Origin of the sequence: Arthrobacter sp. Alg241-R88 (assembly GCF_900537115.1) — a bacterium.
Lineage (GTDB): Bacteria > Actinomycetota > Actinomycetes > Actinomycetales > Micrococcaceae > Arthrobacter.
Genome location: NZ_UNRG01000007.1, coordinates 1 through 11,098, shown reverse-complemented (window position 1 = coordinate 11,098; position 11,098 = coordinate 1). Strand labels below are relative to the sequence as shown.

The following is an 11,098-nucleotide window of genomic DNA, read 5'->3' as shown; positions in this document are numbered from 1 at the left end:
GCACCCAAATGCGCCCAGCACACCGCACCACCACCTCCATGGTGCTGACCGCCGTCGCAGCCCTCACCCTCACGGGCTGTGCGGCCGGCAGCACTGCCGGGGACGGCGGTTCCTCCACCGGGCCTGCTGCCCAGGCAGTTACGCAGAGTCCCCCTGCATCCATCATTCCGGCCGCTACCTCTTCTCCCGTTCCCAAAGGGCCGGTGACCTTCACGTTCGAAGATGGCCGCCTGTCCTTCGCCCACCCGGAGGGCTGGCGCGTGGAGCATGAACAGGTTTCGGTATCCCCGGCAGTGGAGACTGCGACGGTCTACGATGCCGGCGGCAACGAGCAGGTCGCCATCTACTACAGCCAGGTCGGTGACGCCACGGCCGGCAATGTCTCAAGGTTCATACTCGAGACGGACCCCGTGCCAGGCTTGATCGGGGCTGCGGTGCCCACGCCCAGTTCGTCGTTCTATGTTGATCACGCTTTTGGCGCTGCTACTTACCGCATGGGGCTAACGGCGGGATCGCCGGTCTCGCCGGACGGGCAGGTGCAATACGGGCTAGTGATGCTCGGCGACCGCATTCTGACCGCAGACGTGCTTTTCGACGGTCGGCAGTTTGCGAACGACGAGGCGGCCAAGGAGTGGTACTGGGGTGATGAAGGCCGCTCCCTGAAAGCTTTGCTGATGAGCTTCACTTACCGCTGACCGCCGTGCAAGAGGAACCTTCCCCCGCGGGGAGGGTTCCTCTTGCTGTTATTTGGCCTGCACCCGCGACACGAACTGGGCGGTGCGTTCCTTCAGTCCGTCAAGCTGGCGAAGGACGACGGCGACCGGGTCAGGATTGATCTCGTTGGCCGGAGGTTCCTTGCGGACATTGCCGCAGCACAGGAAGTCGGCGCAGATCAGCGTTCCGACAGTATTGCCGTTGCGGCCGGACGGGCCGGCGCGCCTGGCGACCCAGAGGAGGACGTCCTCCTTCGAGAAGACGTCCCGGCACAGTTCGCACAGGACGGAGCGGTTTTTCCGGGCACCGCCTTCGGGTGCGCGAAGCAGGATGCCCGTGAGCCCCTTGGGGTCCGGCACTACCAGATAGCCGCGGAGCGGCATCTTTTCGTCCCGCCACCCCAGGAAGTCGAGGCTGTCCCAGTCGAGCGAGTCAAAGTCCTTGGGCAGGGTGAGCTTAGCCGCTTCGGAGCGGCTGGCATTAACGAAGGATGAGCGGATTTGTTGAGGCGTGATGGATTGCATGGTTGAGCTTTCGAAAGATAGGAGCCCCGGGAATACGGGGCCATCCTGCCAAAAGCTGCGGGCGGTGTCCAAGGAGCGGAGGAAGTGACAAAGTGTGTCCTTTGTCACGAGGAGGAATAAGTGACGTAAATGTTGCGTAATGGCCGCCAAGGTAGGCTAGCCTAACTTAAGTTCGCTTCATTCACTTAAGGAGTTTCGTGACTTCCCCCCTCTTCCCCGGGCCCAGCGCCACCCGCCGCACGCTGTTCAAGTCAGCCGGCAAGGCTTCGGCTGTTCTGGCCGCCGCGGCGCTCACCCTCTCCGCCTGCGCCACAGGCCCCGCCTCCTCCACCACCGACGCCAGCGCAGCCAGCTCCAGCAGCGCACAGTTCCCCGTGACTATCGAGCACGTTTACGGCAAGACCACCATCGAGGAGCAGCCCACGCGCGTTGCCACCGTCTCATGGGTCAACGACGACGTCGCCATCGCCCTGGGCGTTGTGCCGGTAGGCGTTCCCAAGAATGAATGGGGCGGGAACGACCAGGGCTCCACCCCCTGGAAGGATGCAGCACTGGAAGACCTCGGCGCCGGCTTCGGCTCCGACAAGGCTCCTGCCCAGTACTCCGAAGCTGACGGCATCAACTTCACCGAGATCGCCAAACTCACCCCGGACGTCATCCTGGCCGCCTACTCGGGCCTCACCGAAGAGGACTACAAGAAGCTCAATGAGATCGCGCCCGTCGTGGCCCACCCTAAGCTGGCTTACGGAACCTCCTGGCAGGACTCCACCTCCATCATCGGCAAGGCCCTCGGCAAGGACGCCGAAGCCACCAAGCTGATCTCGGACACCGAGGCCACCATCAAGGAGAAGGTTGCCAAGTACCCGCAAATTGAGGGCAAGAGCTTTATCTACGGCAACCTCGAGCCTGCCAAGGGCGACGGCGTCAACGTCTATACCGCCAATGACAACCGCCCCCGCTTCCTCTCGGAAATCGGCATGAAGCTCGCTCCGGTGGTTGACGACAACTCCAAGGGCTCCGAGAAATTCTTCATCCCGTGGTCCGCAGAAAAAGCCAACGAGCTTCAGTCAGACGTGTTCGTGACCTGGGTTCCGGATGCCTCCACCACTGACGCCATCAAGTCGGATCCGCTGCTCAGCCAGATCCCGGCCATCAAGAACGGCGCACTGGTTGCCGACTCGGATAACACCCTGACGCTGTCCATCTCCGCGGCTTCCCCGCTGAGCCTGCCGTGGTCGCTGGACACGTTCCTGCCGCAGCTTGCGAGCGCAGCGGATAAAGTCACCGGCGCAGTGAAGTAAGCAACGTTCCATGACGCACAGTACGACGACGGCGGCCCCCGGGCAGGGGGGTGCCGGCACCTCACTGCCGGCACAAGGACCTAACGGCCCGTCCCGCGGTCGCGCTCTCGGGGGGAAGCGCGCCGCCTGGCTGCTGGCCGCCGTCGTCGTACTTGCACTTTTGGCCGGGGCCTCCCTGGCCATCGGCGCCAGGGGACTGCCCTTGGGCACTGTATGGCAGGCGTTGACCGCGTTTGATCCCGCCAACGGCGACCACGCCGTGGTGCATGCCCGCATCCCGCGGACCGTCCTTGGCATCCTCGCCGGGGGAGCCCTCGGCCTTGCGGGCGCAGCCATGCAGGGTGTGGCCCGCAATCCGCTGGCCGATCCCGGCATTATGGGCGTGAATGCCGGGGCTGCCCTGGCTGTGGTGACAGGTATCTACGTTTTTGGTGTTGCCACGTTCTCCGGCTACATCTGGTTCGCGTTCGTCGGGGCCGCAGTTGCGGCGGTCGTCGTCTATCTCATCGCTTCCCTGGGCAGGGACGGCGCCACCCCCGTGAAGCTCGCCCTGGCAGGCGCAGCGCTGAACGCGGGCCTGTTCTCGCTCATGAACGTCATCCTTGTCTCCAGCCAGGACACCCTGGACAGGTTCCGCTTCTGGCAGGTGGGCGGCGTGGCAGGACGGGACTGGTCCGTAGTGCTGCCCGGCCTGCCGTTCCTCGCCGCCGGGGCGCTGATTGTGCTGGTGACCGGCCGTATCCTCAACAGCCTGGCGCTCGGCGACGACATTGCCCGCGGCCTTGGCCAGCGGGTAGGCCTGGTCCGCGGCATCACCGCCCTCGGAATCGTGCTGCTGTGCGGTTCGGCCACCGCGCTGGCCGGCCCCATTGGTTTTGTTGGCTTGGTCATTCCGCATGCCGTCCGTTTCCTCACGGGCCCGGATTACCGCTGGATCCTGCCGTTCTCGCTGGTGCTGGCACCGGTGTTGCTCCTCGTCGCGGACATCATCGGCCGCGTGGTACTTCTTCCGGGCGAAGTCCCGGCCGGCATCATGACCGCCCTCATCGGGGCGCCGGTCTTCGTCTGGCTTATCCGCCGGGGCAAGGGGGCGGGACTATGAAAACCCCCGTTGCGCTATCAGTTACGGCTGCCAAACCGGGGCCCAAGGGACCAAAAGTGATAGGACAACGCCGGGGGAGGCTGCTGCTGAACCGGACCGCCATCCTGGCAGCCGCCGTCGTGATCCTGTTCGCTGTTTCCATCCTGCTGGGCAGCTACACGGTCACCGTCCCGGACTTCTTCAAGATCCTCTTCGCGCACCTGACCGGCGGCGACAAGATCCCCGGCGCAAGCTTCATCGTGATGGAGAACAAGCTGCCGAGGGCTGTCATCGGCACCATGATCGGCCTCGCGTTCGGCCTGGCCGGCGCCCTGTTCCAGACCATGCTCCGCAACCCGCTGGCCAGCCCTGACATCATCGGCATCAGCTACGGCGCCAGCGCTGCAGCGGTGGTGTCCATCGTGGTGTTTGGTGCCACCGGCGCGGCGGTCTCCGGTGCTGCGCTCGGCGGTGCGCTCGGCGTGGCCGCCGTTATCTACACGATCTCCAGTGGCGGGGTGATGCGCGGAACCAACCGCGGCGACGCCGCCGGCAACCGGCTCATTTTGACGGGCGTGGGAATCGCCGCTGCCCTGCACGCCGTGGTGAATTTCCTGATGACCCGTGCGGATATCCGCACCGCCGCGGACGTCCTCGTCTGGCTCAACGGGTCCCTGAATTCCGCCAACTGGGACCGGGCCGGCGTGCTTGCCCTCTCCCTCGCCGTCCTGATCCCGGCAGTTGTTGCCATCGCCGGGCCCTTGCGCATTCTGGAACTCGGACCCGACGCTGCCGCCGGGCTGGGCATCCGGGTAGGTGCCACCCGCCTGGCGCTGGTGATCATTGCGGTGTCGCTGGCAGCAGTTGCGACGGCGGCGGCCGGCCCGGTCTCCTTCGTCGCCTTCCTGGCAGGGCCCATTGCCCGGCGCTTCACCGGTAAAGCCAGCCTCCCGGCGTCGGCATTGGTTGGTGCCCTGATTGTCCTCGCCGCAGATTACGTCGCCGCTAACCTCGCCCCCCTCTTGCTGGACGGCACGGCGCTGCCGGTGGGTGTCATCACCGGCGCGCTCGGCGCCCCGTTCCTGCTGTGGCTCCTGGTCACGGCCAACCGAAAGGATGCCTGACGTGGCAATTCTTAACGCCAAGGACCTGACGCTCAAATACGATCAGCGCTGCGTGGTGGACGGGCTTACCGCCGAAATTCCCGAAGGCCGCGTGACCATGATTGTGGGAGCCAACGCCTGCGGGAAATCCACCCTCCTTCGCGGCCTGTCCCGGCTCCTGAAACCCGCGGCCGGCGCCGTGACCCTGGACGGCAAGGACATCCACTCACGCCCGGCGCGGGAACTGGCCCGCACCCTTGGCCTGCTCCCGCAGCATCCCACCGCACCCGACGGCATCCTGGTCCGCGATCTGGTGGGCCGCGGCCGGTACCCGCACCAGGGTTTCTTCCGCAGCTGGAGCGAGGAGGACGACGCCGCGGTGCAGCGCGCGCTCGAAGCAACCGACACGCTGGCCCTCGCCGGGAGAAACGTGGACGAACTCTCGGGCGGGCAGCGGCAGCGGGTCTGGATTGCCATGGCCCTGGCCCAGGAAACCGAGGTCCTGCTGCTGGACGAACCCACCACGTACCTCGACCTTGCCCACCAGGTGGAAGTCCTGGATCTTGTGACAGACCTGAACCGCCAGCGCGGCACCACCGTGGCCATCGTGCTGCACGACCTGAACCTCGCCGCCCGCTATGCAGACAACGTGATCGCCATGAAAGGCGGCGCCGTAGTGGCAGTGGGCGCGCCTCAGGACGTGGTCACCGAAGGGCTGGTCCGCGACGTCTTCGGCCTTGAGTCGCGCGTCATCCCGGACCCTGTCTCCGGAACCCCCCTGATCATTCCCATCGGCCGACACCACGTCCCCGCCAACGAACTGGAGCTCGTTTCATGAAGACCCGCGATATTGCCGCCGCCTCCACCGAGCCGATGACCCTGGCATTCGAAGTCACAGTTTCTTCAGTGCAGGAACTCAGCCCCAACTTCCGCCGGATCACGTTCGGCGGGTACTCGCTGCGGGACTTCGGCGTCAACGGCGACACCCTCGACCTCCGGATCAAACTTATGATCCCGTCCCTCGCCGCGGACGGCACGGAACTTCCCCTGCCGGCGTTCGAAATGAGCCGCGCCGGCTGGTACCGCGAATGGCTGGCCATGGACCCGGCAGTTCGCGGTTCCATGCGCACCTACACCGTCCGCCATGCCCGCCTGGACACCGTATACCCGGAGATCGACGTCGACTTTGTGATGCACTTCGACAGCCATGGTAACGGCGGGCCCGCCGCCAACTGGGCCCTCAATGCCAGGCCCGGTGATGCCATCACCCTTATTGGCCCGAACAACCGCGCCGCGCAGTGCCTGACGGCGGAGGCCTACGGCGGCATCGAATGGCGGCCCGGACTGGCGCAGCGCATTCTCCTCGCCGGAGATGAGACGGCCGTCCCTGCCATTTCCGCCATCCTGGAAGGTCTGCCCGAATATATGACCGGGCACGCCTTCCTGGAGGTCCCCGAGGCAGGCGACTTCCTCGAACTGTCCTCGCCCGCCGACATCGAGGTCACCTGGCTCGCGCGCGGTGCCGCGATTGGACGGTCCCGGCCGCACGGCGAGCTGCTCGAGGAAGCGGTGCGCAAGGCGGTTCCGGTGCCCGGGTGGGTGGCCATCAAAGCCGCTGACGGCGCCGCTGGACCGGAGCCGGAGGACGTCAACGTGGACGTGGACATCCTCTGGGAGACACCCCAGAGGATGGAGACGGACGAAATCCAAGCCACCAAAAACCCGGACATGCCCGCCGGTGCCATGCCGTTCTACGCCTGGATCGCCGGTGAAGCTGCGGTTATCAAGGACATGCGGCGGTACCTTGTCCGCGATGTTGGGATCGACCGGAAGCAGGTTGCCTTTATGGGGTACTGGCGCCAGGGCAAAGCCGAGGGCTAAGCCCTGGGTGGGCCGGTTGCGTCATTTTGCCGTCGCTTAGACACCTCCTTGCGCTCCATTGCGGCCGCGGGCGGCCTTCACTTCGCTCCAGTCGGCGATGCGCTCCTACGCAAAACAACGCAACCGGCCGTGCCTCGCTTACCTAAGCTTCACTTCGGCTTTCCCTGGGCTCTATCTGATGGGGTTACGTTGGGCTGGTGCCTGAAACTTTGCTTCCTGATTCGGGGCGGCGGGTGTTTGTTGCTCTTGGAGACTCCTTCACTGAGGGGGTCGGGGACCGGGACGAGCGGTTGCCCAACGGGGTCCGGGGCTGGGCGGACCGGGTGGCAGAGAAACTTGCGAAGGCGCAGCCTGGGTGGCGGTACGCGAACCTGGCGATCAGGAGCAAGCGGCTCCGGCACGTAATTGGCGAGCAGCTGGAGCCTGCGCTGACGATGCGGCCCACCCTGGTCACGCTCTACGCCGGCGGCAACGACATCCTGGACCTGAAGACGGACATGGCCGTGCTCATGGACGACTATGAGAAGCTCGTGGCGCAACTGACGGATACGGGCGCCACCCTGGTGCTCTTTACGGGCTTCGATGTCAAAGTTTCCGCGCTCCTCGAGCCCTTGAAGAAGCGCAACACCTTCTACAACCAGAAAGTCCGGGCCATCGCAGCCAAGTACGGAGCCGTGCTGGTGGACTATTGGTGCCTGGACGCTTTCCATGACCGCCGGATGTGGGACTCGGACCGGCTCCATATGTCCAAGGCCGGACACAAGTACTTGGCGGGCCAGGTGCTGGACCAGTTGGGCGTGCCGCACAAGATCCGGCTCAAGGACTGGGAACCCCCGGCCAAGCTCAGCCTCCGGGAGTGGGAGCAGCACCAGCGGCGCTGGATCCACGACTGGGTCCTGCCGCTGTTCGGCCGGAAACTGCGCGGCGTCACGCTAGGTGACCAGCTCACGCCTCGCTGGCCGGAACCGGTGAAGGTGCCGCCAAAGGGCGGCCTGAAAAAGCTCGCCGCCAAATACCCGGCAGGTAGTGCTTGGCGCTAACTGTCCAGCAGGTTCTCGAAGCCCGATGCCACCCTGGCGGCGTGGAACTCCACTACTTCGAAGTCGGCAACGCCATTCGAATAGAACGGGTCCTGGGCCAGGCTGGCGTCAAGCGTTGCCCGGTCCGCCCTGGAGAGCAACATACCGCCCGTCCGCGGGACCTTGCGCCCTGCGGCGATGAACACGCCGTCGTCGAAAGCCTTTTGCAGCCAGGCGATGTGCGCGTCGTTGTGGAAGTCCACGATGTCCTGGGGGACCCGGTAGCTCAGTGAGACAACATACATGCGCCCAGCCTACCGGCCGGCTCCGCCGCTACTTGAAGGATCAACCGCCCTTTTCTCGTAGAATGGGCGCATGACCGAACCCCGCTGGCTTACTGCCGACGAACGCCGTGCCTGGCTGGCCCTGGTAAGCATCAATACGCTCCTGCCGGCGGCCCTCGACACCAAGCTCCATGCAGCGGGGAAGCTGTCCCTTTTTGACTACACGGTCCTGGCCATGCTGTCTGAGGCGGAAGAGCGGTTCCTGCCGATGAGTGAGCTCGCTGCGCGCAGCAGCGCGTCGTTGTCGCGGCTTTCGCATGTGGTGACCAAGCTGCAGAAGCGGGGGTGGGTGGAGCGGCGTCCGCATCCGCACGACGCCCGCGTCACCACGGCCCATCTCACCGAAGAAGGCATGGCGACCATCGTGGGCCTGGCACCTGGCCATGTTGAGACGGTTCGGGACCTGTTCCTGGACGCCCTGACGGAGCAGGATGTGCTGGATCTGGCGCGTATCGGCGAGAAAGTGGTGGGCCGGTTGGACGCTGACCATTGGATTCTGCGGGAAAGCTAGGCGCCATGGCACGGTTGGTTGCTCCCAGCAACTGATGGCAAACTAGCCGAATGGATTTCACTACCCGGTACGTGGCCCTTGGTGACTCCTTCACGGAAGGTGTGGGTGACGACGATCCCACCCGCCCCAACGGTGTCCGCGGCTGGGCAGACCGTGTGGCGGAGCAGTTGGGAGCCGCTGACCCCGGCTTCGGCTATGCCAACCTCGCTATCCGCGGAAAAAAGCTTCGCCAGATCCTGGCTGAGCAGGTGGATGCCGCCGTCGAACTTAAACCCACCCTGGTGAGCATTTACGCAGGTGCCAACGACATCCTGCGCCCAAGGATCGACATCGATAACCTCCTGGTGGAGTACGACGACGCCATCGCCAAACTGCGCGCCGCCGGTGCCGCCGTGGTCATGTTCACCGGTTTCGACGCCCGGGGTTCGAAGGTCTTCAGCACGACGCGCGGTCGGACAGCCATCTACAACGAACTGGTCCGCGGCATCGCCGGCGATCACGGCGCTTTGCTGGTGGACTACTGGCGCTTCAGTGAGTACTACGACTGGGGCATGTGGGCGCAGGATCGGATGCATATGTCCGCGGCGGGCCATGCCAACATGGCCAAGCGCGTGCTGGACGTGCTGGAGCATGACCACTCCATCGATGTCCCGCCCATGACCCCGGTTCCTGAGCTCAGTGGCGTGGATGCCATCCGGGCAAACGCCCGCTGGTTCCGTGAGTATGCAGGCCCCTGGGTTGTCCGGCGGGTCACCGGGAAGTCCTCCGGTGATGGCTTGAAACCAAAGTACCCCCAGCTCACCCGGCTCTAGCCGCCGGCCCTCCTTATACACCCTTCGGGGCCGGATTGGTCTTTAATTGCGTGAACTCGTAGACTTGGTAGGCGCTAAGTGCGCGGAGCGTGCGCAATTGCTCCGGTTGTCCGGTAATTTCTCCAGGGCGGCCGGTAGTTAGGGGCTCAAGTTGCGTGACTAACCGTTGCCCTTGTTTATTTTTGGGTCGCCCTTAGCAGCATGGTCCAGCAACAGATATGCGGATCATTACTTTCAATTCTTGAGGAGAAGTCATGGCAGCACACTGCCAAGTGACCGGAGCCGAGCCGGGCTTTGGGCACAGCATTTCGCACTCGCACCGCCGCAACAAGCGTCGGTTCGATCCGAACATTCAGAAGAAGCGCTACTGGGTTCCGTCCCTGCGCCGTAATGTCACGCTGCAGGTTTCTGCAAAGGGCATCAAGACCATCGACGTACGCGGCATCGACGTTGTCGTCGCCGACATTCTCGCTCGTGGGGTGAAGCTCTAGTGGCCAAGGACAAGGACGTACGTCCGATCATCAAGCTCAAGTCGACCGCGGGCACGGGTTACACCTACGTAACCCGCAAGAACCGTCGTAACGATCCGGACCGCATGGTCCTGAAGAAGTACGACCCCAAGATCCGCCAGCACGTCGAATTCCGAGAGGAGCGCTAAACCATGGCTAAGAAGTCCAAGATTGCTCGCAACGAGCAGCGCAAGGTCATCGTTGAGCGTTACGCTGCAAAGCGCCTCGAGCTGAAGAAGACCCTGGTTGACGAAAACGCAACCGACGAAGCACGCGAAGCAGCCCGCCTGGGCCTGCAGAAGCTGCCCCGCAACGCGTCCCCGATCCGTCTGCGTAACCGCGACATCATCGACGGCCGTCCCCGCGGTACCCTCCAGAAGTTCGGCATCTCCCGTGTCCGCTTCCGCGACATGGCCCACAAGGGCGAACTCCCGGGCATCACCAAGTCTTCCTGGTAATTCAGCCCCGCTGAAACCAGCTGCTTGAGAAAGGGCCGGCAACCACACGGTTGCCGGCCCTTTCTGCTTTAACCGCCCGTCACTGTGGTGCAGCACATACAAAGGAAAGTCCGACGGCGGGTGACGGGTTTGGGTGCCGACCGCCGGTTTTGCCGCGGAATGACGGGGAAGCGGGCCGCCCGGGAGGGGATTTGCGGAGCAGCCCGAGGGGGTGTATTGTTTTCTAAGTCGCCGCGAGGGAGACAGCGAAGAGCTGGTTACCCCGGGCGGCCAAAACCCCCAAAATCAATACCAATTCTGGTAGGGCTTTCGAGCACCTCTGGAAGAGGTGGGGACGACTTCCCACCGACGAGGATCCTGAAACAAGGATTTGCGCCGGGGCGGAGGATCGGGTAAGTTTGAAAAGTTGCTCCGGAGCGATCCTGAACCGTTGGGTTGGGTGGTGCCGGGTGTGTCTGTTGTTTGAGAACTCAATAGTGTGCCAAGTTTGTTGATACCGATTTGTTTTATGAATTGGTTGAATTTGCCGGGCTGCCCGCCCCTGTGGGTGGTCTGGTTTTTACAGCTGGTTTCAAATTTTTGCTGTCTGGTTGCCGCGTTTTCCCGTGGTTTCCTGGTGGTTTCTGTTTTTGTTTTACTTCAACGGAGAGTTTGATCCTGGCTCAGGATGAACGCTGGCGGCGTGCTTAACACATGCAAGTCGAACGATGATCCGGTGCTTGCGCCGGGGATTAGTGGCGAACGGGTGAGTAACACGTGAGTAACCTGCCCTTAACTCTGGGATAAGCCTGGGAAACTGGGTCTAATACCGGATATGACTCCCCCTCGTCTGGGGGGGGGG

General features: G+C 63.9%; 14 protein-coding genes and 1 rRNA gene. 13 read left to right on the top strand and 2 right to left on the bottom strand.

Going from position 1 to position 11,098, the window contains the following annotated elements; genetic code table 11:
* Positions 1-8: 8 nt before the first annotated feature.
* Complete coding sequence (locus G6R19_RS15050; protein WP_163166381.1) at positions 9-695, top strand: hypothetical protein; 687 nt, start codon at positions 9-11, stop codon at positions 693-695.
* Positions 696-743: 48 nt separating this feature from the next.
* On the opposite strand, the gene G6R19_RS15045 is transcribed toward G6R19_RS15050, so the two are convergent.
* On the bottom strand, positions 744-1,238 hold the full coding sequence (locus tag G6R19_RS15045) for an FBP domain-containing protein (RefSeq protein WP_163166379.1): 495 nt from the start codon (positions 1,236-1,238) through the stop codon (positions 744-746).
* A 197-nt stretch (positions 1,239-1,435) separates the two neighbouring features.
* On the opposite strand from G6R19_RS15045, the gene G6R19_RS15040 reads away from it, so the two are divergent.
* From G6R19_RS15040 to G6R19_RS15015, 6 genes are all read left to right on the top strand, one after another.
* Positions 1,436-2,539, top strand: a complete 1,104-nt coding sequence (locus G6R19_RS15040; RefSeq protein ID WP_163166377.1) for an iron-siderophore ABC transporter substrate-binding protein — start codon at positions 1,436-1,438, stop codon at positions 2,537-2,539.
* Positions 2,540-2,549: 10 nt separating this feature from the next.
* Positions 2,550-3,641 (top strand): iron chelate uptake ABC transporter family permease subunit, encoded by a 1,092-nt coding sequence (locus tag G6R19_RS15035; protein WP_163166375.1) that lies wholly within the window; start codon positions 2,550-2,552, stop codon positions 3,639-3,641.
* 56 nt (positions 3,642-3,697) lie between these two features.
* Positions 3,698-4,744: an iron chelate uptake ABC transporter family permease subunit gene (locus tag G6R19_RS15030; RefSeq protein WP_240341903.1), complete on the top strand. Its 1,047-nt coding sequence runs from the start codon at positions 3,698-3,700 to the stop codon at positions 4,742-4,744.
* A gap of 1 nt (position 4,745) precedes the next feature.
* A complete protein-coding gene (locus G6R19_RS15025; protein ID WP_240341902.1) occupies positions 4,746-5,561 on the top strand; it encodes an ABC transporter ATP-binding protein in 816 nt (271 codons plus the stop codon).
* On the top strand, positions 5,558-6,604 hold the full coding sequence (locus G6R19_RS15020) for a siderophore-interacting protein (RefSeq protein ID WP_163166371.1): 1,047 nt from the start codon (positions 5,558-5,560) through the stop codon (positions 6,602-6,604). The genes G6R19_RS15025 and G6R19_RS15020 overlap by 4 nt, the downstream gene beginning before the upstream one ends.
* A gap of 194 nt (positions 6,605-6,798) precedes the next feature.
* On the top strand, positions 6,799-7,644 hold the full coding sequence (locus G6R19_RS15015) for an SGNH/GDSL hydrolase family protein (RefSeq protein WP_163166615.1): 846 nt from the start codon (positions 6,799-6,801) through the stop codon (positions 7,642-7,644).
* Here G6R19_RS15015 and G6R19_RS15010 read toward each other — a convergent pair.
* Positions 7,641-7,928 (bottom strand): YciI family protein, encoded by a 288-nt coding sequence (locus G6R19_RS15010; protein WP_163166369.1) that lies wholly within the window; start codon positions 7,926-7,928, stop codon positions 7,641-7,643. The two genes, G6R19_RS15015 and G6R19_RS15010, sit on opposite strands and share 4 nt — an antisense overlap.
* A gap of 70 nt (positions 7,929-7,998) precedes the next feature.
* Between G6R19_RS15010 and G6R19_RS15005 the strand changes: the two genes are divergently transcribed.
* The 6 genes from G6R19_RS15005 to G6R19_RS14980 form a co-directional block, all read left to right on the top strand.
* Positions 7,999-8,478 (top strand): MarR family transcriptional regulator, encoded by a 480-nt coding sequence (locus tag G6R19_RS15005; protein ID WP_163166367.1) that lies wholly within the window; start codon positions 7,999-8,001, stop codon positions 8,476-8,478.
* A gap of 50 nt (positions 8,479-8,528) precedes the next feature.
* A complete protein-coding gene (locus G6R19_RS15000; protein ID WP_163166365.1) occupies positions 8,529-9,290 on the top strand; it encodes an SGNH/GDSL hydrolase family protein in 762 nt (253 codons plus the stop codon).
* A 254-nt stretch (positions 9,291-9,544) separates the two neighbouring features.
* On the top strand, positions 9,545-9,781 hold the full coding sequence (gene rpmB / locus G6R19_RS14995; RefSeq protein ID WP_003798559.1) for a 50S ribosomal protein L28: 237 nt from the start codon (positions 9,545-9,547) through the stop codon (positions 9,779-9,781).
* Positions 9,781-9,948 (top strand): 50S ribosomal protein L33, encoded by a 168-nt coding sequence (gene rpmG, locus G6R19_RS14990; RefSeq protein ID WP_013602737.1) that lies wholly within the window; start codon positions 9,781-9,783, stop codon positions 9,946-9,948. The genes rpmB and rpmG overlap by 1 nt, the downstream gene beginning before the upstream one ends.
* 3 nt (positions 9,949-9,951) lie before the next feature.
* A complete protein-coding gene (gene rpsN, locus G6R19_RS14985; RefSeq protein WP_163166363.1) occupies positions 9,952-10,257 on the top strand; it encodes a 30S ribosomal protein S14 in 306 nt (101 codons plus the stop codon).
* A 639-nt stretch (positions 10,258-10,896) separates the two neighbouring features.
* A 16S ribosomal RNA gene (locus tag G6R19_RS14980) occupies positions 10,897-11,098 on the top strand; the annotation flags it as partial.

What these genes read in the sequence shown, in the direction of transcription:
- G6R19_RS15000 (WP_163166365.1), top strand. Translation starts at nt 8,529, where the DNA reads ATGGATTTCACTACCCGGTACGTGGCCCTTGGTGACTCCTTCACGGAA.
- G6R19_RS15045 (WP_163166379.1), bottom strand. Translation starts at nt 1,238, where the DNA reads ATGCAATCCATCACGCCTCAACAAATCCGCTCATCCTTCGTTAATGCC.
- G6R19_RS15035 (WP_163166375.1), top strand. Translation starts at nt 2,550, where the DNA reads ATGACGCACAGTACGACGACGGCGGCCCCCGGGCAGGGGGGTGCCGGC.
- rpmB (WP_003798559.1), top strand. Translation starts at nt 9,545, where the DNA reads ATGGCAGCACACTGCCAAGTGACCGGAGCCGAGCCGGGCTTTGGGCAC.
- rpsN (WP_163166363.1), top strand. Translation starts at nt 9,952, where the DNA reads ATGGCTAAGAAGTCCAAGATTGCTCGCAACGAGCAGCGCAAGGTCATC.
- G6R19_RS15005 (WP_163166367.1), top strand. Translation starts at nt 7,999, where the DNA reads ATGACCGAACCCCGCTGGCTTACTGCCGACGAACGCCGTGCCTGGCTG.
- G6R19_RS15020 (WP_163166371.1), top strand. Translation starts at nt 5,558, where the DNA reads ATGAAGACCCGCGATATTGCCGCCGCCTCCACCGAGCCGATGACCCTG.
- G6R19_RS15010 (WP_163166369.1), bottom strand. Translation starts at nt 7,928, where the DNA reads ATGTATGTTGTCTCACTGAGCTACCGGGTCCCCCAGGACATCGTGGAC.
- G6R19_RS15050 (WP_163166381.1), top strand. Translation starts at nt 9, where the DNA reads ATGCGCCCAGCACACCGCACCACCACCTCCATGGTGCTGACCGCCGTC.